The sequence below is a fragment of the Telluria sp. PB2R4 genome (genome assembly GCF_059685695.1).
Genome location: NZ_JCASIC010000005.1, coordinates 204,103 through 225,072, shown reverse-complemented (window position 1 = coordinate 225,072; position 20,970 = coordinate 204,103). Strand labels below are relative to the sequence as shown.

Annotated in this window: 16 protein-coding genes; 10 read left to right on the top strand and 6 right to left on the bottom strand. The window is 61.0% G+C overall.

Annotation, left to right across the window (positions count from 1 at the left end; all coding sequences use genetic code 11):
- Nucleotides 1-87: 87 nt before the first annotated feature.
- The gene (locus AC56LU_RS11045; RefSeq protein ID WP_497175642.1) at nt 88-936 is read right to left on the bottom strand and encodes a TetR/AcrR family transcriptional regulator; all 849 of its coding nucleotides are present in this window, start codon (nt 934-936) and stop codon (nt 88-90) included.
- Between the two features lie 189 nt (nt 937-1,125).
- Here AC56LU_RS11045 and AC56LU_RS11040 point away from each other — a divergent pair, with 189 nt between their 5' ends.
- Nucleotides 1,126-2,757: an ATP-dependent acyl-CoA ligase gene (locus AC56LU_RS11040; RefSeq protein ID WP_497175641.1), complete on the top strand. Its 1,632-nt coding sequence runs from the start codon at nt 1,126-1,128 to the stop codon at nt 2,755-2,757.
- A 38-nt stretch (nt 2,758-2,795) separates the two neighbouring features.
- A complete protein-coding gene (locus AC56LU_RS11035; RefSeq protein WP_497175640.1) occupies nt 2,796-3,179 on the top strand; it encodes a VOC family protein in 384 nt (127 codons plus the stop codon).
- A gap of 27 nt (nt 3,180-3,206) precedes the next feature.
- Here the strand turns inward: AC56LU_RS11035 and AC56LU_RS11030 are convergent, their stop codons facing one another.
- Both AC56LU_RS11030 and AC56LU_RS11025 read right to left on the bottom strand, forming a co-directional pair.
- Nucleotides 3,207-5,405: a hybrid sensor histidine kinase/response regulator gene (locus tag AC56LU_RS11030; RefSeq protein WP_497175639.1), complete on the bottom strand. Its 2,199-nt coding sequence runs from the start codon at nt 5,403-5,405 to the stop codon at nt 3,207-3,209.
- Between the two features lie 373 nt (nt 5,406-5,778).
- Nucleotides 5,779-7,037, bottom strand: a protein-coding gene (locus tag AC56LU_RS11025) for an IS3 family transposase (protein WP_497175638.1) whose coding sequence is annotated in 2 segments (ribosomal slippage) — nt 5,779-6,698 and nt 6,698-7,037 — 1,260 coding nt in all. Because the reading frame shifts where the segments join, the coding sequence is not laid out codon by codon here.
- A 734-nt stretch (nt 7,038-7,771) separates the two neighbouring features.
- Here AC56LU_RS11025 and AC56LU_RS11020 point away from each other — a divergent pair.
- On the top strand, nt 7,772-8,695 hold the full coding sequence (locus tag AC56LU_RS11020; protein WP_497175637.1) for a ParB/RepB/Spo0J family partition protein: 924 nt from the start codon (nt 7,772-7,774) through the stop codon (nt 8,693-8,695).
- A gap of 423 nt (nt 8,696-9,118) precedes the next feature.
- On the top strand, nt 9,119-9,466 hold the full coding sequence (locus tag AC56LU_RS11015) for a KfrB domain-containing protein (protein ID WP_497175636.1): 348 nt from the start codon (nt 9,119-9,121) through the stop codon (nt 9,464-9,466).
- A gap of 75 nt (nt 9,467-9,541) precedes the next feature.
- Here the strand turns inward: AC56LU_RS11015 and traM are convergent, their stop codons facing one another.
- Genes traM through AC56LU_RS11000 form a run of 3 tightly spaced genes read right to left on the bottom strand, consistent with a single transcriptional unit; the run spans nt 9,542 to nt 11,144 of the window.
- Nucleotides 9,542-9,991, bottom strand: a complete 450-nt coding sequence (gene traM, locus AC56LU_RS11010; RefSeq protein ID WP_497175635.1) for a conjugal transfer transcriptional regulator TraM — start codon at nt 9,989-9,991, stop codon at nt 9,542-9,544.
- An 11-nt stretch (nt 9,992-10,002) separates the two neighbouring features.
- On the bottom strand, nt 10,003-10,728 hold the full coding sequence (locus tag AC56LU_RS11005; protein ID WP_497175634.1) for a nucleotide-binding protein: 726 nt from the start codon (nt 10,726-10,728) through the stop codon (nt 10,003-10,005).
- Nucleotides 10,728-11,144, bottom strand: a complete 417-nt coding sequence (locus AC56LU_RS11000) for a TraK family protein (RefSeq protein ID WP_497175633.1) — start codon at nt 11,142-11,144, stop codon at nt 10,728-10,730. Before AC56LU_RS11000 ends, AC56LU_RS11005 begins: the two co-directional genes overlap by 1 nt.
- Before the next feature lie 324 nt (nt 11,145-11,468).
- Between AC56LU_RS11000 and traJ the strand changes: the two genes are divergently transcribed.
- The 6 genes from traJ (at nt 11,469) to AC56LU_RS10970 (ending at nt 20,776) form a co-directional block, all read left to right on the top strand.
- Nucleotides 11,469-11,837, top strand: coding sequence for a conjugal transfer transcriptional regulator TraJ (gene traJ / locus AC56LU_RS10995; RefSeq protein WP_497175632.1), 369 nt, complete (start codon nt 11,469-11,471; stop codon nt 11,835-11,837).
- Nucleotides 11,838-11,867: 30 nt separating this feature from the next.
- Nucleotides 11,868-13,829, top strand: coding sequence for a TraI/MobA(P) family conjugative relaxase (gene traI, locus AC56LU_RS10990; RefSeq protein WP_497175631.1), 1,962 nt, complete (start codon nt 11,868-11,870; stop codon nt 13,827-13,829).
- Nucleotides 13,826-15,811: a type IV secretory system conjugative DNA transfer family protein gene (locus tag AC56LU_RS10985; RefSeq protein ID WP_497175630.1), complete on the top strand. Its 1,986-nt coding sequence runs from the start codon at nt 13,826-13,828 to the stop codon at nt 15,809-15,811. Before traI ends, AC56LU_RS10985 begins: the two co-directional genes overlap by 4 nt.
- Nucleotides 15,808-16,371: a conjugative transfer signal peptidase TraF gene (gene traF, locus AC56LU_RS10980; RefSeq protein WP_497175629.1), complete on the top strand. Its 564-nt coding sequence runs from the start codon at nt 15,808-15,810 to the stop codon at nt 16,369-16,371. Before AC56LU_RS10985 ends, traF begins: the two co-directional genes overlap by 4 nt.
- Nucleotides 16,372-16,433: 62 nt before the next feature.
- The gene (locus AC56LU_RS10975; protein WP_497175628.1) at nt 16,434-16,814 is read left to right on the top strand and encodes a hypothetical protein; all 381 of its coding nucleotides are present in this window, start codon (nt 16,434-16,436) and stop codon (nt 16,812-16,814) included.
- 29 nt (nt 16,815-16,843) lie between these two features.
- Nucleotides 16,844-20,776 carry a zincin-like metallopeptidase domain-containing protein gene (locus AC56LU_RS10970; RefSeq protein ID WP_497175627.1) on the top strand — a complete coding sequence of 1,311 codons (3,933 nt, stop codon included), beginning with the start codon at nt 16,844-16,846 and terminating at the stop codon, nt 20,774-20,776.
- Nucleotides 20,777-20,970 lie beyond the last annotated feature (194 nt).

Here is a 20,970-nt window from a genome sequence, read left to right as displayed (position 1 = left end):
ATATCGTTTTGATGTCGCAGGATTGAAGCACATGGCCGGACGCAAGGTCCGAAGAACGGTTTTACCTCGGGTAAAAGCCGGGCTTGTTCAACGGCGCGCGACGCGCCCAGACAGCAGCATGATGACGAAGCGCTCGATCCGCCGCATCAGGTTGCGGCGGTCCGCGCCGGAAGGCACCAGCACGTCGCTCAGGATGAAGCGCACGATCAGCTCGCAGATCAGTTCGCGGTCGAGCGTGATACCGCGCCGCGCTTCCCAGGCGTCGAATGTCACCGACAGGACGTCCTGGAAGCGGTGCACCGAATCGTGGAAGATGCGTTGGAACCAGCGGGTCGCATATTCCGGCGCGACCAGCAGCAGGCGCCGGGCGCGGCTTCGCTCCAGGTAGTCGTCGACGAAGTTCAGCACGGCCTGGAAACGCTCGTCCGGATCCTCGTAGGGGCACACGGCTTCGATCAGATGGGCATGGAACTGGTCGCGCTTGTGGCGCGAGAATGCATCGAGCAGGTCGTCCTGCGACGAGAAGTAACGGTAGAAGGTGCCGCGCGAGATGCCGCTTTCCTGGCAGACGTCGAGGATGGAGATGCGTTCGGCGCCGGATTGCAGGATGATTTCTTCGGTCGTGGCGAGGATCTTGGCGATCGTGTCGCCGGAGCGCTTGTTCAGTTTGACCGGCACGGCGCCGGTACGTACTGCCGGCGGCTTCTTCGCCTTCTCGGCCGGCGCAGATAGTGGCTTGGCGCGTACGCGAACGGATTTTGCATCGGATGCCGTCACCGGCACAGCGCTCTTTACTGCCTTAACCTTGCCCGGTCCAGGTTTCGCAGGTGCCGCCTTCGAGCGGACGATTGCCGTGGCCACGGCGCTGGCGCTCGCAGCGCGCTGGCGGCCTGCCTTGGGAGCAGTCGTCTTTTTGGGTTTGACGGCAGTCGTCATCGATTCACTCCGCAACATGCATTTTTTTCGAACCCGGATTGTAACGTAAGGTCAACTTCATTAGTAGCGGCGTGCGCAGCTCCATTGCATTTCTTTGACACTTTTCGCGATTCTGTTTATATTCATCAAACAAACGAACGCAAGGGATCCCCGCCGGCCATCCGCCGGGGTTCCAATAAAGGAGACAACATGGCTGGAATGGGCAATCCCGAGACCTGGTCGCTCGGGCAGCAGGACACCGTCATCGCCGCACTCGACCGGGCTGTAGCAGCCCATCCGGAGCGCGTACTCTTCGACTTCGGTGGGGACCTGACCACCTACGGCGAGTTTGATCAATTGTCGACACGCCTGGCCCATTCGCTGGCGGGACTCGGCCTGAAGGCGGGCGACACCATCCTGACCATGCTCGACAATAATATCGACGCCGTCACCGGATGGATTGCCGCCAACAAGCTGTGCGCGGTCAGCGTGCCGGTCAACACGGCACTGCGCGGCGAGTTCCTGCGCCATCAGATCGCCGATGCGCGCGCCCACATCGTCATCTGCGAGGCCGATTACGTGGAACGCATCGCCCAGGTGGCGGACGGCCTGCCGGACGTCACCCTGGTCCTGTATCGCGGAGCGCTCGCCGCCCGCCCGACCTGCCCAGTGCGCATCGATTCGCTCGACGAATACCGCGGCACCTGCGACGACCCAATCGCCGTCAAGCCCGCCCCATCCGACCTGGCATGCATCGTCTATACCTCGGGGACAACTGGTCCGTCCAAGGGATGTATGCTCAGCTATAACTACATGTGCAACCTGGCACGGCTCCAGTTGCGCGCAGGGCCCGCGACCGACAAGGACGTGACGATCACACCCCTGCCGCTGTTCCACATGAATGCGATGTGCGTGGGCGTGCTGGCGAATATCATGGTCGGCGCCCGCGTGGCGATCGTCCCGCGCTTCTCAGTGTCGAACTTCTGGCCGGAAGTGGAGCGAAGCGGCGCGACCATCGCGTCCATCCTCGGCGGCATGGGTGGTTTGCTGGCGCAGGCGCCGGACAGCGAGGCGATGCGGCGCTGCGTGGGCCAGATCCATACCGTGCGCGGGAATCCGTTTACCGAGGAAACCAAGCGTATCTGGCGCGAACGCTTCGGCGCGCGCCAGGTCGGCGGCAACGGTTATGGCCTGACCGAGGCGAGTGTCATCACCTCGCTCGCAGGTGGCGAATACGCCGCACCTGGCTCATCCGGCAAGCGAATCCCCGACTTCGACGTGCGCATCGTGGACGACCTCGACCGTGAGCTGCCGGCGAATACGCCCGGCGAGATCGTGGTGCGGCCGCTGCGGCCCGACATCATGTTCATGGGCTATTGGGGACGTCCTGCCGACACCATGAAGGTGATGCGCAACATGTGGTTCCACTCTGGAGACATCGGCAAGTTCGACGAAGACGGCTTCTTCTACTTCGTCGACCGCAAGAAGGATTACCTGCGCCGGCGCGGCGAAAACATTTCGAGCTTCGAGATGGAGTCGGCATTCGCCGCCCATCCCGAGATCGAGGAAGTCGCCGTGCATGCGGTCCCATCGGACAAAGGAGAAGACGACGTCAAGGTAACAGCGATCCTGAAGCCGGGCTGCAGCCTCAGTCCGGAAGCACTGTTCCACTGGGCGGTCGATGCGGTGCCGTATTACGCCCTGCCCCGCTATATCGAATTCCGGGCATTCATGCCGAAGAACCCACAAGGCCGGGTTCTGAAATATCAGTTGCGCGACGAAGGCTGCACCGAAGCCACCTGGGATCTCGAGCGGACCGACATCAAGGTCAGTAAGCGCTAGTCAGGCAGCATCGATCACACCGCTTAACAGGAACGAAAATGAGCATACTCACTCACTTCACGCTCGGGACGCAGGACCTGGAGCGTGCCACGAACTTCTATGACCAGGTGCTGGCGCCGCTGGGATTCACGCGCCTGCTGAAGGTAGATGGCCGGATCGTCGGCTGGGGGCTTGCTGCGCCCCAGTTCATGGTGGGTTATCCGCGCAACGGGGAGCCGGCGACGGCAAGCAACGGCCTGACCATCGGCCTTGCCGCACCCAGCCGTGCCGCTATCGACGAGTTCCACCGTCGCGCGCTCGCGCTCGGCGCCAGCGACGAAGGCGCTCCGGGCCCACGCCCCTTTGCGCCAAACGCCTATGCGGCCTATATCCGCGACCTCGACGGAAATAAGATCGCCGCTTCGTGCCGCCAGCCCGGCTAGGCGCTCAGCAAGCACTGAGGCGGGCGGTTATGAGCCGGCCAACAATTTGTCGATTGCTTCGAAACCGATGGGTTTCACGAGATGGGCTACAAAGCCCGCCGCGGCGCTGCGCTCCTTGTCACCCTCCTGCCCGAAGCCGCTCAACGCGACAAAGCGTGCGTCAGGATTGTGTCCGGTCTCCCGCATTAAACGAGCGAGTTCATGCCCGCTGATCCCGGGCAGTCCGATGTCAAGAACGGCAAGGTCCAGCGGCTCCTGGATGAAGATTTGCAGTGCAGCCTCTGCGGTATGGGCGGTTTTAACCTCGTGGCCGCAGGCGCCGAGCCCTTCGCTCAAGGTGTCGGCGGCGTCGATATTGTCGTCCACGACCAGAATCCGCCGGGATCTTCCAGAATGACGCATGCCTAGAAGGGGCAGCGCATCCTGAGCCGTTCCTGGAGCCGACGCAATCGGTAAGCGTACCGTGAACGTACTCCCTTTCCCTAACCCTTCGCTCTGCGCCACCACATGTCCTTCATGTAGCTCCGACAAGTTTTTGACCAGTGCCAGACCGATCCCAAGCCCACCGACAGAACCATGCAGCTTTCTCTCTCCCTGGACAAAAGGCTCGAATATGTGCGGCAACAGGTCTGCGGAGAGCCCCGAGCCGTTGTCGGCGACCTCGATCTTGAGCTCTCCGTTCTCGATGCCGGCTCGCAGGAATATTTCCGCTGCCGAAGGGCTGTAGCGAGCTGCATTCGTGAGTAGATTGGAGACAATTTGTGCAAGGCGTGCCGGATCACCGTACCATTGCAGCGAGACGATATCGACATGTAGGCGCTGCTGCTTCTGCGCGATGAGCGGCATCACCATATCGACAGCGCCCGTCAACACGTCGCGGACATCGACGATTTCTTTCCGCAATTCGACCTTGCCCCGTGTGATGCGCGAGACATCGAGCAGATCGTCGACCAGACGTGTCAGATGGGTCACCTGACGGCGAATGACGACCTGTTCACGCTCGGTGTCGCCTTTACGAATCTGCATCAGGTCTAGGGCGGTGACAATCGGCGCGAGCGGATTGCGCAATTCGTGGCCGAGCAGCGCGAGGAACTCGTCCTTTGCGCGGGCGGCCGCCTGCAATTCGACGTTCAGTTTTTCGACTTGGGTACGCGACTCGACCTGGACGGTGATGTCCACTGCGATCACCATAAGACCGTACACCTCGCCTGAAAGTGTTCGCAAGGGCGAGAGGTTGTAGGTGAAGAATCGGTCGTCGAGCGCGCCACCGTTGCGGTGGATCTGTACCAGGGTCGGCTGCGATACGAAGGGCTGCCCTGCCCGGTAAACCTCGTTGAACTTAACATGGACGGGCGAGCCCTCCAATTCCGGAAACACTTCCAGAAACGGCTTGCCAACCATCTGATCAGCCCGCCGGCCGCTCACCATCGCGTACATCGAATTGACCAGGTGATAGACGAGTTCTTCTCCGATCATGACGGCCGCACCAACCGGCGCATCCAGCAGCAGGCGGTCGCGCTCGGCTTCCACGAGCCGGCGCAATGCTTCGCTATCTACGCGATGGCGCGCACTTGCTACCAGAACCGTGAACTGTTCGAGAAAAAGGCGGTACGCCTCATTGCGCGCAACCCTTGGTGACAAGGCGAACCACACGGCGAGATCGACCGAGACCCCGACATCATGCGCCGTGATGCGCGCTGTAAGCGGTGCCGCCATGGCTTCTTCAGCCGCTGCGTCGAGCGGCATCAGTCTCGCATTGTGGATGTCGTGCGGGTTGAACGCCGCCACCTGTTCGACTGCGGCGTTCAGCTCATCCACTGTATGTGCGTCCGCCAATTGCTGGCGCAAGAAGTCCAATGTCTGCTGGCGCCGCGTGCTGAGATTACGCTCAGTAGTTTCCTCGGACAGGAGCAGGACGCCGCGAACCATAGCTGCGTCGTCCCGAACAGGCGTAAACGAATATGTCCAGTATGTATCTTCGATCCAGCCATCGCGTTCGATACTGTATAAAAAATTCGAATATACAGTCGAAGGACCGCCGTCCAAGACAAGCTTCATCAATGGACTGATCGACGCCCAGCCGTACTTCCAGTTATTCGAAGCAGGCTGACCGAGTGCTATTGGGCCTTCGCCGCCATCGACACGCGGCGCGTAAGCATCGTTGTAAATCTGTAGGCAATCCTCACCCCACCATATGACCATGGGCTCGGTGGAATCCAGCATCATCGTGAGAAGCGCTCGTAAACTGGCAGGCCACTGTCTAGGTGGGCCGAGTGGCGTCGATGCCCAATCATGCTCCGCTACCAGTCTACGCATGCCCTTTCCATGAACCCGTGGAGCGAGCTTCGCACCACTTGCTCGTGGCGGGCTTGTCGATGCTTGTGTAGGCATTGGGGGGCTGGGCCTTGGAAAAGAGCGAACGCTGTGGACGACTGCACATTGTACCTAAGTTATCGCCCACTTCGATTCCTCGCAGTAGTGAGAACGGCTGGTCGCGATGAGTTGCCGGTCACCATGCCAAGCAAATGGCCCCTGAAAGGACACGTGCTTGACGAACTAGGCTGATCTTGCCCCGCTTTTCCCGGACACAGCCTGATGCCTATGTAGCGTCAGTTTCCAGAGCCTGACGGCGTCGCTCTTTCCTAAACATGCGCGGCGATTTGTAGCCGAGCGCAGAATGCGGATGCACCTCGTTGAAGTGCCTGAAGGCGTCGGGCAGTTGGGCCAGCACAGAAGTGCCGCTGCTGCGGTCCATGCAGCCGACGTAATCGCGCTTAAAGGTGTTCACAAAGCTCTCTGCCATGCCGTTCGACTGCGGGCTGTTCACCGGCGTGTGCACCGGCTTGATGCCCAGTTCATGCGCCAGGGCGTGCGTTTCGATGGCCCGGAAAGCGCCGCCGTTATCACTCAAGAATTCGACGGTAATTGCCCGCTCGTCCGTGCTGCCGAAACGCGTCTCCACCGCCTCAATCATCATGTCGCGCACCGGTTCGCCAGGCAGCCCTCGGCCGATCCAGGCACGCCAAGCGATGATCTCGCGGTCGCAGCAGTCCTTCATGAAAACGCCAGTCACGACCTCGCCGTTGTCGCAGGCAATCTCGAAGCCATCCGAGCACCAGCGCTGGTTCGATTCCTCCACCATCACTTTGCCATCGTGAGCGCGGCCGCTATCACTACGCCTAGGCGATTTGGGCAGCAGCAAACCCTGCTCCTTCATCACACGGTACATGCGCTTGTGGTTCACGGGGCGCAGGCCCATCAGGCTGCGCGTGCGGTTTACCAGGGCGCCGGCGCGGCGATAGCCGTAAGTCGGCAGCGCCGTAATCTCGGCGCGTACCGCGTCGGCGATCATTGCGTCAGCGACCGGATCAAGCTTGACGACGGTGCGCTTGTCGACCCAGTCCGCAGGTCGGGCAAGAAGGTCAATCACGTGCGAGCGCGCTACACCGAGGACAACGCAGACAGGCTTTACTGCCCGTCCTTGTCCAATAAGGGTGAGCGCGCAATCCACTTTTTTTCGCGAGCTAGCTCGACCGCTTCGCGCAGGATCTCCGCCTCCATCGTTTTCTTGCCCAGCATGCGCTGCAGTTGCGCGATCTGGGCGCGTGCCGCTGCCAGCTCACTCGCCGGCACCACAGATTCACCTGAATGCACTGCGACGAGGGCGCCTTCTCGCTCGAGCTTGCGCCAGTTAAACAGCTGGCTGGCACTGATGCCATGCTTGCGGGCCACCAGCGATACGCTCATCCCCGGCTCGTACGTTTCCTTAACCAGCGCAGCCTTTTCCTGCACTGACCAGCGCCGGCGTCGCTCTTCGGACACCGTCACGACTTCGATGGTTTGCTTATTACTAGTCATATTCACAGTCTTATTCCTATCGGTAAGGATACAACATAGACTGTGTCTGGTGAATCAAGGGGCTATCTCATAGGCGAGGACGGGACTCGGACCCGTCCAGACGGCTTCGCAGGCGTTACGTGACCACTCTGCGTACGTCAATTTGTGCGATCAGACATGATTCCCATAATGTCAGATGCCTCCGGAATGTTGGCCTGTTGATCAATTTTTATCGAGACTGATGCGACGCAAATCGAACCCTTGCACGGAGCTAAAGTGATAACACGAATTATCATCCAAGAAATTTGACCGGGCTGGTCGTCCCCCGTCATGCTGGCCCAGTGCGTGTCAACCGCACTTCTCGTCAATTAATGCGCACTCAACAGTAGATCCTTAGCGGCTAAACGTAACTCAAATAGAGTCAATATATGCAACGCCGTTGTGTTGCTTTCGCCTACTCTGTGTACCCGAGTAGGCGGTCACGCCTTGTCGCCTCCGCAGTCAGGCTACAGCCATATGGTCTTGCGCGTCATGTGAGTATGAGGTGACATGCAACTCGACTTTGTCGTCGAGTCTTTGAGTTATGGCATCATGCTAACCCGATTCTAACGCTCGCCAGCTTCTAGCAAAGCTGATCTAACAAGACGCGTGCTGCATTTCGAACGCAGTGCCATCTATAGGGTGATTAAGCGATGAAGGCCAACGAAGGATTGACAAGGGGTTCCGCACGTCCACTCGGCCTGGCTAGATCCGACTTGGACAAGCCAGTACTAACCGAGAGTAGCGGCGGCCCCTTGATGATCGGCATAGAGCTCATTGACGAGGACCCGGCACAACCACGTAGCAGGAACAATCCCGGCTTCCGACCGGATAGCATTGCCGAACTCGCCGCCAGCTACGGACCGAAAGGCCCGAAGACTCCCCTCTCCCTACGCATCAACCCGGATTTTCCCGGTCGCTACATCATCAATCATGGTCACCGACGATATCGCGCAGGAAAGGTCAAGGGACTGAGCGCCCTGCCGGCCTTCATCGACAACGATTACGACGACGCCGATCAGGTCATCGAGAACTTACAGCGCGAGAACATGACGCCGCGTGAGATCGCGGACTACATCGGGCGTGAACTTGCCAAGGGCAGAAAAAAGAAAGAGATCGCCACGCGAATCGGTAAATCGCCATCCTTCGTTTCGCAGCACGTGACCTTGCTCGACCTTCCTGAACCCGTCGCCACCGTTTTCCGCAGCGGCCGCGTGACAGATGTGACGGTCCTGAACGAGCTTGTGTCCGCGTTCAAGGCCAACGCGGCCGAGGTGGCCCAGTGGTTAAACAACCCCAACCAGGAGATGACGCGCGGCGAGATCAGGCGTCTGCGAGAATTTCTGACCGAAAAGCGGCGCGCCGGAGCCGCGAACGCTGATGGGGTCGGACAGTTCAATGACAGCGCCTCGGCAAGCAGACAGGGCGACACGCTAGAAGCGGCAACGGAGCAGCCGCAAGATTCGCGGCGTGCAAACAAGGCTACGCTCCAGGTCGAACATGAGGGACGGCTTGCACATTTGCTGCTAACCAGACGCCCACGATCCACCGGTCGGGCCTGGTTGAAATACGAAGACGATGGACAGGAAGCCGATATCGATTTGGCCGGTGTACGGCTCGTGGCGATCCTCGGCGCATAAGACGACGGATCGACGGATTGCTTCGTCATCGAAGTATTCTAGCTTAGCGGCGGACTCTTCGGTAGACGGCCGCCTGCACAAAGCAATCCCCCCGGTGGCCAGCCCAACTCAGAAGCTTTGAGGGGTCGAAGTGCGGGCGGCCCGGCAGCGTTGGACGACACTTTCAATTCAACGACCTATTGGAACTCGCTCGCAAGTACTTGCGCAACCCGCCTTCATGCGAACGGCGCTTCAATGGGCGTACACGGCTCGTGCTTGACTGACTGTCACCGTGGCTATTGCACTGACTCATCAGCAGAACGCGCTCGGTGAAATCCCGGCCCAGGCGCGTGCTCGAAACGGATCAGTTAGAATATAGAGCCGCCTCCTGGCAGGTGATTCATGGTGTAGTGTGCTCGAGCCCAACTCAACGGAGAGTGTCCAGTGAAGCAGCGGCTTCTAGTAATGAATGGGCAGCGACTTGTTCAAACCGAGCGGGACGGCCATTGGGCAACGGAAAAGGTAGAGAAGGCGGCCGACATCAAGCCAGGCATCTATAACATCTACCTGGCTGTCGATGCTGACAAAACCAAGGCGTACGAAGGCATCATCCTGTACGCGGACCGGAACGGCATCTATCAACAGGTCGGAAAGTCATACGTCAGGTACCCCCTTACTGATTTCGACGAAGCGCCCGGCGCTGGAAGCAATGCCAGCATCAGTTACGTGGAAAACGTGGCAAAGGCGACGCAGCCGACATCGAGCCGCCGCCTCAAGCATAGGATTTCCTGACGGTCTGAGGAGGACGTATTGGAGAACGACAAAATCGCTTCTTCTCATCCAGTCTCTCATATATAGACCACACGGTTAGCGCAACGAGACCCACAACGCGATAGCTGCGGCAAGCAACGTAATGCACGAGGCGATGATGTTGGAAATGGCGAGCCGGTGCGCATCACGGACCGGTTGTCTCAGCCTGGCGAGCAATGCCTCAGTATCGTCGGCAAGCAGCCGCGCTGTAGTCTTGGCCCCCTCCTCCATTAGCTGGCCCATCGTCTGCTTCGCCGCTGTGAGCGACGCATTGAGTATGCGCTCCGACTTTTCCTTGGCGTCCAGACTCCAACGCTGGGAGAGCGCTTCCAGCTCTTGCTTCAACTTCTCGAGCTGGGCCTGCTGAGAGTTCGCGCTGTCCCGCATCAGCCGGTTGTTGATCGTCTGCAGGACGAGGATCGGATCGTCCCGTCCGACGACGACGCCATGCTTCTGGGCGATCTCTCGGATCAGCGCCTCGATCTGCTCGTCCTGCCGGTCGCTCATGTGCTTCTCCTCTAGATCACGGCCGCGCTGGCAATTTGTCCAAACACCTGATCACGGATAATTTTCAGGCGCTGCCGGGTCATGATCGTCAGGGTACCGAGCGCCAGCGCCTCGTCGAACGTGAGGCGGGCCTGCAGCATCTCAGCAAGGTCGCGGCCGTAGGTTTCCTTCTTCAGGACGGGCAACCTAACGATGGCCGACACTCGATCCTTATTGGCGACGTATGCTTTCATCTGCTCGAAGCCCTTGCCTTCGTGTTCGATCGGGCCGTAGTAGGGGTTGAGCCAGACGACAAAGGCCGCATCATGAGGAAACTGCTTCGCCAGCTGGGCGAAGCCATGGATCGTATCAAGTAACGACTGCGCCCCTGCGATCACGATATGCACGACCAGCTGGTGGCCCATTTCCGTTAGAAGCGACGGCACCCTGTTACTGATCAGGAAGTGCGAAAGCGGGACGAACGAACTGGCTCCATTGTCGATGACGACGTCACCCCTGGCCGCGTCGATCATCTCGACCAGGCGGTCGAAACTGCGCGGATTGATCTCATCATCCTCCATGATCTCGAGGCGTTGCACGTTCAGCGCGCCGTAACCGGCGAACGTGGCGTTGACCGGGTCGGTGTCGATACTGGTGGGCTCGCGGCCCACGCTGGCAAGGGCTTGCGCAAGCATCACAGCAACCAATGTCTTACCAACACCACCCCTTCCCTGCAGGATGAAATGTGCTTTGGCCATTATATTAAGTCCTCGCGGTTAGGTGCTGCGTTGAACGTAAATCCAGAGATCGGCTCTGGTGCGTGCGATGCCTCGTCTGGCCTGGCTGGACTGGTCGCTTGTTTCGGCTGGCCCGGTGCTTGAGCTTCGAGAGTCCGCGATCTGGAGGAAATCGGACTGGCCTTGCTCGCGACGGTTGCTTCGCCACTGATTCGCAGGTGACGCTTCACATATGCCCGAAACGTGTCGTAGCCACACCCGATACGCTTTTGCTCGACCATGTGCGCCCAGATGGTTCTCACCGGCCACCCCTCCTCCAGAGCCTCACTCACGTCGTTCTTCACGGCCATGAAGGCAACGTAATTCCTGTCACGCCTGGCCGAGTGGCCCCTCTGTCCAACCCACTCGGTCAGTTGCCTGGTATAGGACTTGGACATCGCGCTGGTCCGTCTCGACGTGGTAGCTCTTGGCAGAAATCATGGTCGTGCCGCCTGCTGGCCGGCTCGAAACCAGTATAGGAGAGCCGCTCTACGTTTCGATATAAACGGTGTGTTTCATTGATCCAGTCGAGGCTTGACCGAAAACCCGATCAGTATCCTGCCTTGGCGTAATCGACTCGCAGAGTCGGGCAGGATAGGTGAAGTAGGCCCACCCGCGTAGCGGGTGTTCCTTCTTCACTCCCCCTTATTCGCACTTCGTGCTCAACGGGAATCCCGCTCTGCGAGGCCAGCCGGCTGCCGCCGGTAAATCGGAGGTGGACAATGAGTGGGAAATGCACGCGCAAGAATTCGCCGGTGGTCAAGGTGTACTGCCTGCCGGACGAACGCGCGCAGCTGCAGGCCAACGCGCGGGCGGCCTGCAAGACTCTCTCGACTTACTTGCTGAACGTCGGCCTGGGGTACCAGGTGCGTGGCGTCCTGGATGGCCGACGCGTAGAGGAACTCCTGCGCATCAACGCGGACCTGGGGCGTCTCGGCGGCTTGCTTAAGCTGTGGCTGACCAATGACGAACGGACCGCCACCTTCGGAGACACAACGATACGCGCGCTGCTGTCGAAAATCGAGGCAACGCAGGGCGAAGTGCTGGCGGTCGTGCGCGAGGTGCTGGTCCCGCGCGCCGGTCGCGACTAGCTTTAGCGGCTAAAGTGGATGCGCGCTGTCATGATTGCCAAGCACATCGCGATGAACGCGGCGACCAAGAGCAGCTTCGTCAGGCTGGTAAGGTATCTGACGGATTCGCAAGGTAAAGCCGTGCGCACCGGCGCGGTCCGCATCGCCAACTGCATGAACGACTCGGCCGATGTCGCCGCACTGGAGATCCTTAACACCCAGGCGATGAACACCAGGTCGACGACCGACAAGACCTACCACCTGATCATCAGTTTCCGACCTGGCGAGCACATTGACCCGGCTGCCCTTGCCGCAATCGAAGCGCGCCTGTGCGACGCGCTCGGGTTCGCCGGGCATCAGCGGGTCAGCGTCGTGCACGATGACACCGACAACCTGCATCTCCACCTCGCCATTAACAAGATTCACCCCACGCGCTACACGATCCACGAACCATTCCAGGCCTACCGGACCCTGGCGCGACTGTGCGACAAGCTCGAGGACGAGTACGGTCTGCAGAAGGACAACCACACGCCGGGTCAACACGCGTCGGAAAGCCGCGCTGCAGACATGGAACGCCATACGGGTATCGAAAGCCTGCTTGGCTGGGTCAAGCGCGAGTGCAAGGAGCGGATGCGGGGCGCGCAATCGTGGGACGAGATGCATGCCCTGCTGCTTGAAAGCGGGCTGCGCATGCACCGGCATGCCAACGGCCTGGTCATCACCGCCGGCGACGGAACCACAGTCAAGGCCAGTTCGGTGGGCCGCGAATTTTCAAAGCCGCAGCTGGAGGGCCGTCTCGGGCCGTTCCAGGCCGCGCCAGTGCAGCAGGAGAGGGCCGGGCGGGCACGCGGGTACGAGAAGAAGCCGCTTGCATCGAGCGTGGACACCACTGAACTGTATGCGCGCTATCGGGCGGTGCAGGCAAATGCGGCGGAACGCCGCGTGCGCGAACGGGAGCAGGCACGCGCACGAAAGAAGCGGCGACTCGACGCGATCAGGCGCAGCATCGACCTTAAGCGTGCGGCGCTCGGGCTGACCTCAATGCCAAGCCCCGCGAAGAAACTGATGTATAGCGCCCTCGCCCGGACGCGCAGCGAGGAGGTCGCCGCGATCAAGGTGCTGTACCGGCGTGAGCGCCAGGCTATCGATCAACAGCATCAGCGCTGCCAGTGGGCGGACTGGTTGCGGCGCGAGGCAGGATTGGGTGACCTCGACGCGCTGGCAGCATTGCGAAGTCGGCGCAAGGGAAACAGCCTGTTGAGCGATACCGTCACTGGAGACGCCCTGCCATCTAAGCCGACCCGGCCCAGTGGCCACGACAGCGTGACGAGGAAAGGAACGATCATTTACCACGTTGCTGGAGCCGCGATTCGGGATGATGGCGACAGGCTCAACGTTTCGCTTGGTGCTAACCAAATCGCGATGCAGTCCGCGCTGCGGATGGCTGTCGCGCGCTATGGAGATCGCATCGCCATCAATGGTTCGGACGCGTTCAAGGAGCAGATTCTCGTGGCCGCGGTCACCACATGCATGTGCGTTACGTTTGTCGACACAGCGTTGGAACAGCGCCGGTTACAGCTGCTCCATGCGCCCGAGACAGGGCAAAAAGCCAGCGCTACGCCCACGGCACAAGACTGTGGTCGCGAAGACCAGCGTAAGGCGAATGGCGCCTCCCCCACCGGAGTGAATCGGCACGACAACCGGATACGCATTGGCGACCAAGGGACCAACACAGCGGGCGACAGGTACATCGCTGAGCGAGAACAAAAGAGAGTCAATGGCTTCGATATACCGAAGCACGCTCGATATACTTCTTTCGACGCCGGCACAGCCTCGTATGCCGGCATTCGCTGGATCGACGATCAGGCACTGGCATTACTCAAGCGGGGCGAGCGGGTCATGGTGCTCGAAGTCGACGACGGAGCAGCGCAGCGCTTGAAGCGCCTGCCGCTCGGTGTGCGGGTAACGATAAGCGCCCGGGGTGTCATCAAGGTGAAAGGACGCAGCAGATGAAAGCCGGGTTCAATAATGCAGTCGGCCCTCAGGTACGCGAGCGCGGGGCGCGCAGCGGCAAGATTCTTCCAGCGCTGGCCGTGCTATCCCTGGGCGCCGGCCTGCAGGCGGCAACCCAGTTCTTCGCCAGCGACATGCGCTATCAGGCAGTGCTCGGGGCTCAGCTTGGCCACGACCTCTACGCGCCGTGGGCAATTGTGCACTGGGCCTTCAAGTGGTACCCGACCTATCCGGACGCCTTCATGCGCGCCGGCGGACTTGGCGTCACCGTTGCCAGTGTCGGGCTGATCGGCGTACTCGTCTGCAAAATGATTGCGGCGAATACCGCCAGGCCGAACGACTACCTGCACGGTTCGGCGCGCTGGGCCGAGAAGAAAGATATCCAAGCGGCGGGATTGCTGCCACCGGCACGCAGGTGGTATGAGGTACTGCGCGGCCGCCAGCCTGCCCACGCCAATGGCGTCTATGTAGGGGTATGGCAGGATAAGGGAGGCAAACTGCACTACCTGCGGCATGACGGCCCCGAACACGTGCTGACCTGCGCCCCCACCCGCTCGGGTAAGGGCGTCGGGCTGGTGGTGCCCACCCTGTTGTCCTGGCCCGGTAGCGCCGTCATCACCGATCTAAAAGGTGAGCTTTGGGCCATGACAGCGGGATGGCGCCAAGCGCATGCCGGGAACAAGGTATTGCGCTTCGAACCGGCCAATCCGGATTGCGACGTCCATATCAACCCGATGGACGAGATCCGCTTCGGGACCGCGTATGAAGTCGGCGACGTCCAGAACCTTGCAACCTTGATCGTCGATCCTGACGGGCGAGGACTGGAGACGCACTGGCAGAACACCAGCCAGGCTTTGCTGGTCGGGGTGATCCTGCACGCGCTGTACAAGAACAGAAACGAAGGCACACCCGCCAACCTCGCTTACGTGGACTTCCTGCTCGCCGACCCTGACCGTGGTGTCGCGGAGCTGTGGATGGAGATGGCGACCTACCAGCATACCGATGAAAAAACCCATCCCGTTGTCGGCGCCGCGGCGCGCGACATGATGGATCGCCCTGAGGAAGAAGCTGGCTCTGTACTGTCGACCGCGAAATCCTATCTCGCCCTGTGGCGCGATCCGGTCATCGCGGGCAACACCAGCCGGTCGACGTTTTCGATTGCGAGGGACCTGACGAATCACGATAGCCCGGTCAGCCTGTACATCGTCACTCAGCCAGACGACAAGACACGCCTGCGCCCTCTGGTCAGAATTGTGCTAAACCTGATCGTGCGGCTGCTCGCCAACAAGATGGAATACGAACGGTCCGTACTGGATGTGCCTTCCTGGCGCCGCGTGCTGGTCAGGATCGGACTGGCCCGAGCCTTGCACTCGCAAGTGCGCGCGAAGCGCAAGTACAAGCATCGGCTGCTGGGCATGATCGACGAGTTTCCCAGTCTCGGCAAGCTCGAGATCCTGCAGGAATCGCTCGCGTTCGTCGCCACCTATGGGATCAAGTTTTATCTCATCTGCCAGGACCTGACGCAACTGCGCAGCCGTGAAACCGGGTATGGTCCGGACGAGACCATTACGTCCAATTGCCACGTGCAGAACGCCTACCCGCCGAACCGGCTGGAAACCGCAGAGCACCTGTCGAAGCTTACTGGCATCACCACCGTCGTCAAGGAACAGATCACCACCAGCGGACGGCGCACCAGCGCCCTGCTCGGTCAGGTATCGCGAACCTACCAGGAGACGCAGCGGCCCCTGCTGACGCCTGACGAATGCCTGCGCATGCCTGGTCCACGCAAGGAAGGCGATCTGATCGTGGAAGCGGGTGACATGATCGTGTCTGTCAGTGGCTTCCCCGCGATTTATGGCAGGCAGCCGCTGTTCTTCCAGGACGCGATATTCAGCGCGCGCGCCGCCATTCCAGAACCAAAATGCAGCGACCAATTGCGGCCTGCGGCAGTCGCTGTGGATGTCCCGCGGATTTTAGTATGAACGTCACCGCGGAACGACCGACCCTGCCCGCGGCCGCCCGCCGGTACCTAGTGCGAACCCTTGCCGCCTTCGCTTCCATACTGGTCCTTGTCGGGGTGCTTGGCCTGGCGGGTGCGCGGGTCAACACCAGCAAGAGCATCGCTCTAGGTCTGTACTGGACCAGCGACCGGCCGGTGCAGAAAGGCGAGTATGTGCTGCTCTGTCCTCCCACAGTTGGCGTGATCGAAGAGGCACGCCGGCGTGGTTATCTGGCTGGGGGCTTCTGCCCTGGCGGCTACGGCTACCTGATGAAGCGCATCCTCGCGGCCGGGGGTGATTCGGTGACGGTAGACACCGATGGGGTGCGCGTGAACGGCCTGCTGCTGCCGCACAGTGCACCATTGCCGGCCGACGGTGCCGGCCGTCCCATGCCGCGTTTCCAGGCCGACCGCTACGTACTTGGCGCTTCCGAACTTCTGCTGATGTCGGATGTGAGCAGCACTTCGTTCGATGGTCGCTACTTCGGCCCCGTCGGCCGCGCGCAAATCAAGACCGCCATCGTTCCGGTCCTTACCTGGTAGGAGGACCCATCAGACCTGCACATTATCACTCCTGAGCTAACCACCTAGCTGCAGCGCTCCCCTTGTTGAATGACACCGCCTGGCTGATCATGCCCGGTGCTGGCCGCGCGCTGCCCGACGTTTTCAGAATCACGATCATAAGGAGCGACATCATGATTGACCCGACGATTGAGGCACTCATTGCCACCGCAGAGGCCTGCGCGAACGGCCATACCAGTGAACACCTGCTGTTCGACGATGAGCCGGAGCGCTCAGCGCTCGCTGCCACAAAACTGCGCGACGCGGAGGTGGCCGGTTTCGAGCCCGAGTTCAGCCCTCACGAGGCCGAAGCTGCTGGCGCCTTCCTCGAGGACGCGCTGGGTGAGGACGAGGCACGCGAAACCAGCCCGGCATTGCCGCGGTCCTTGGCAGCCATGTCGGAGCCAAAAGCGCAACTCCGCTGAACGCAATGGACCATGAGGAGCGAACAGACATGGATACGACCGAACAAAAAAAGCTTTTCCACGTGATTGTTGCCGAGAAGCTGATCGACCAGCTGGAGCAAAGCACTGCACCTTGGCAGAAACCATGGGAGCCCGGCGCCGACCTGCCGCTGAACCCCGTCAGCGGCAAGCGCTACCGGGGAATCAATGCGCTGCAACTGATGAGTGAGGGACGCAGTGATCCGCGCTGGCTGACATACAAGCAGGCACAGGGTATGGACGCCCAGGTGCGCGGCGGCGAGAAAGGCACCACGATCCAGTATTGGAAATTCAGCGAGGAGCGCCCACTTGAAGTCGACGGTAAGCCGGTCCTGGACGGACGTGGCGAGTCAGTAAAGCAGACGATCAAGCTCGAACGGCCCCGCTTGTTCCTTTCTACTGTGTTCAATGCGGAGCAGATCGACGGCATGCCTTTGCTCGCAGCGCGCAAGGAGCATGCTTGGGACCCCATGGACCGGGCCGAGCGGATCCTGCAGGCGTCTGGCGCAGCGATCCACCACGGTGAGCGGGATGCGGCCTATTACCGGCCACTGACTGACAGCATTCACCTGCCTGACAAGCACCAGTTCCCGGATCCCTCCGCTTACTACGCTGTTTCGCTGCACGAACTGGGGCACTGGACCGGTCATGGCACGCGTCTCGACCGCGACCTGGCGCATCCGTTCGGTAGCGAAGGCTACGCCCGCGAAGAGCTGCGTGCTGAGATCACCAGCCTGATCCTAGGGAACGAGATCGGAATCGGCCACGATCCGCAGCGCCATGCGGCGTATGTTGGCAGCTGGATCAAGGCGTTGCGCGACGATCCGCTTGAAATCTTCCGCGCCGCTGCCGATGCCGAGAAGATGTGCGAGTACGTGCTCGGGCTCGAACAAAAGCAGGTGCGGGAGCTGTTCCCCGAACAGGTATCGCTGCCGGCCGAGGCTGCACACCCGCAGGCGTTTGTCGATCCGGACGGGAGCCTTCGCGACTGGCACTCCGGAGCGTCAGTACCTGCGGATTGGCAGGGCGTCGTCAAGAACCAGGGAACATTCTGGTACATCGGTAACGATGGCGGCGAACGCTCATTCACCGCACTGGCTGCCGACACGTATTCCGACGCACAGGACGAGGCCGCGCGCGTGCAGGCGCTCGCTGTCGACGTCCGCAAGACCGTGGACGAGTCCAGCACTTCCGCAGCCTATTTCAGAGGCCATCAAGGTGAGAGCCTTGACGCAGCGATGCGCGGACACGGGCTCACGTCAATCGGCAGCGTCACCGGCAGCGACCCGAACAAGCTGCGTGAGACGGCCGAGGACCGGCTATCGGTCCTGTTTGGCCTCGAACCCGGACACACTGGGGCCGACATCGCGTACTTGAAGCGTGCGCGACTCGCACAAGTGTTCACAGCGGAAGCCCAACGCTTGCTCGGCTTTAGGAATCAGGAGACGAAAATGGCAGAAGACGATCGGGAGGTGCGGTCCGAACAGGAAACGGTAGACACTCGTCTTGCAATGGGCGGCTTCGACAATGCAATGGAGCGTGGCGCCGCGATCGAGCGCGACGCATCGAAGAACGCTGAGGACAGTCACGACGCTGACCGCCAGCACCGTGCGGAGTCATGGGCGCTGAGCCACCTCGTACAAGGAACGCTGGAACGCGCGCTCGACAAGGCAACGCTTGCGCAGCTCAATCGGGTCCAGCAGGCGCTGACCGCGATGGAACCACTCGCGCCTACCAACACCTTTTGGGACAGGCACATGTTGCCTCAGGATGTCGAGGCTCTGCACGAGAAAATCAGCGACGCGCACCGGGCGGTGACAGTGCGTCAGCTCGACGCACACGTGTCGGAAACCCGACTTGCCCTGGTTACCAGGCAGGCCTTCGGGCGTGAGATCGCCCCGGAGGCGACCGCCTTCGACCGCGAGGCTGAAGCGGCGCTGGGATTCACGCTACCGGGAGGCTGGACAGGCACAGCACGCGTAGAAGGAACCATCACCGAGGAACACAATGGCCAACCGTTAGTCGTCCTGGCGGAGGCCTGCGGTCGCGCACCCGAAACATGGGGCGTGTATGTAGGGCGCACCGATGGCAGCTACCTATGCGTGGCAAACCGTCCCACGGAGCAAGAGGCCGAGCGCCTGGCGGAACGCCTCGCGCGGATCGATGCCCATTCGACACTGAGCGCGGATGAGAAGGCGGCCAAGTTTGCACGCATCCATGAAGCGCGTGTGCGCCACGACCCGCACAGCACCGACGAAGACATCGCGGCAGCAAGGGAAACTCGCAAGATCGCCGAGACCAACATGACCTTACGCGATGCCGATCTGCAGCGGCGAATCGAGCAGGCCGAACGCCGGGACCAGGGTCTGGCCGGCCAGAACACGACAAACGCGGAGCGCACATTCATTGCGGTGCCGTTCAAGGAAAAGGGTGAGGCTAAAGCACTCGGCGCCAAATGGGACCGGCAGCAGCAATCGTGGTACGTACCCAGCGGCGTAGACCCGGCCCCGTTCACCAAGTGGCTGGAGTCGAGCAGGCAGATCGACGCCAAGGCTGAGTCACACTCAGCCACCAACGCGACAACGGAAGACACCCGCGTCTACTTAGCCGTGCCGTACAGCGAGCGCGCCGAGGCGCAGGCCGCGGGCGCGCTATGGGACAAGGCAGCAGGGACATGGTATGCCGGGCCGCAGGCAGACATGAACGCGCTTCAGAGGTGGCGATCGGAGGGCCTGGGTGCGCAGCAGGATCCGGCAATGACGCCGCGCGAGGAGTTTTCCGCATTCCTGACGTCGCTCGGCTGCGTGATCAGCGGCGAGCATCCGATCATGGACGGAAAGTCGCACCGGATCAGTGTCGAGGGCGAAAAATACAGTGTGAATTCTGGATCAGGGTTTTATGTAGGGCATCTGGACGGGCATCCGGCCGGCTATGCCAAGAACAACAAGACTGGCCGCGAAGAGAACTGGAAGGCAAAAGGCTACGTGCTGGACGAGAAGGATAAGGCGCGGCTGGCAACCGAGGCGGCTGCGAAGCTGCAACAGCGCGAAGGGGAACTGGTGCGCCGCCAGGAGCAGGCCGCGCAGCGGGTGGCGGCACAGATAGTCAAGCTGGTGCCGGTCTTGCATCCAACACCGTACATGACGGTGAAGGGGCTTGAGCCGCAACCAGGAACGTACACAGACAAAGGCGGCAAGAAGACCTATCTGCCGGCGATCGACACGGACGGCAAGCAATGGACGATGCAATACGTCCGGGAGGATGGCACCAAGCGCTTCGCCAAGGATAGCAGGAAGGACGGATGTTTCCACGTCGTCGGGCAGGGACTGGATGATCTTGCGAAAGCCCCTGTACTCGTAATCGCCGAGGGTTACGCAACCGCCGCTACGCTGCGCCAGACGCTGGGGCACGCGACCGTATCGACGTTCGACTCCGGCAATCTCGCGCCGGTGGCACAGGCATTGCACCGGAAATACCCGGACAAGCCTGTCGTCATTGCCTGCGACGATGACCGCCACCTCGAATTGACCCATGGCGTCAATGTGGGTCGTGCCAAGGGCGAGGCGGCGGCGAAGCTGGTTGGCGGGGTGGCGCTGCTGCCGATCTTCGCGCCAGGCGAGAACGCATATCCCGCAGGACTCGATGCGGTCACGCCCAAACTGTTTCGTGAACACCAGCGCACCGATGCCGCGTTGAGTGAGGACCAGCTAGCCGCGCTAGAACGAATGAAGCTGTTCACCGACTTCAATGATCTGGCAAGGCGCAGCGTGCTCGGGCAGGACGGCATCGACCGTCAGGTACGACCAGCGGTCCATGACGCGGCCGCCGTTCAAAAAAAGATCGCCCAGCAGGACGTGGTGCAGCAGAAGGAACGCACGCTCGTTCTGGAGGCATCCCCGGAACAGAAGCCGCAGCGCCGGCGCAAGGCAACGTCGATCGCTTGATTTACCGTTCCCGACCGCCTGTATCGGCGGTCGGGCCAGCCAGAATGGTCTGGTCCAATGGCACCGATTGCCCTCTTGCTCTTTTGCTGGGATCGCTAACAGCGGCAGCGATTCTGTGTCTACATAGGCTGCCATACGTTTCAAAGGCAAGCTATACAGTCGGGACCGCGGAGAAAGTCAGGGCTAATCTCCGC

Bases quoted from the DNA above. Each gene is read 5' to 3' on its own strand.
- AC56LU_RS11045 (WP_497175642.1), bottom strand. From the start codon at position 936: ATGACGACTGCCGTCAAACCCAAAAAGACGACTGCTCCCAAGGCAGGC.
- AC56LU_RS11040 (WP_497175641.1), top strand. From the start codon at position 1,126: ATGGCTGGAATGGGCAATCCCGAGACCTGGTCGCTCGGGCAGCAGGAC.
- AC56LU_RS11035 (WP_497175640.1), top strand. From the start codon at position 2,796: ATGAGCATACTCACTCACTTCACGCTCGGGACGCAGGACCTGGAGCGT.
- AC56LU_RS11030 (WP_497175639.1), bottom strand. From the start codon at position 5,405: ATGATGCTGGATTCCACCGAGCCCATGGTCATATGGTGGGGTGAGGAT.
- traM (WP_497175635.1), bottom strand. From the start codon at position 9,991: ATGAGCGACCGGCAGGACGAGCAGATCGAGGCGCTGATCCGAGAGATC.
- AC56LU_RS11005 (WP_497175634.1), bottom strand. From the start codon at position 10,728: ATGGCCAAAGCACATTTCATCCTGCAGGGAAGGGGTGGTGTTGGTAAG.
- AC56LU_RS11000 (WP_497175633.1), bottom strand. From the start codon at position 11,144: ATGTCCAAGTCCTATACCAGGCAACTGACCGAGTGGGTTGGACAGAGG.
- traJ (WP_497175632.1), top strand. From the start codon at position 11,469: ATGAGTGGGAAATGCACGCGCAAGAATTCGCCGGTGGTCAAGGTGTAC.
- traI (WP_497175631.1), top strand. From the start codon at position 11,868: ATGATTGCCAAGCACATCGCGATGAACGCGGCGACCAAGAGCAGCTTC.
- AC56LU_RS10985 (WP_497175630.1), top strand. From the start codon at position 13,826: ATGAAAGCCGGGTTCAATAATGCAGTCGGCCCTCAGGTACGCGAGCGC.
- traF (WP_497175629.1), top strand. From the start codon at position 15,808: ATGAACGTCACCGCGGAACGACCGACCCTGCCCGCGGCCGCCCGCCGG.
- AC56LU_RS10970 (WP_497175627.1), top strand. From the start codon at position 16,844: ATGGATACGACCGAACAAAAAAAGCTTTTCCACGTGATTGTTGCCGAG.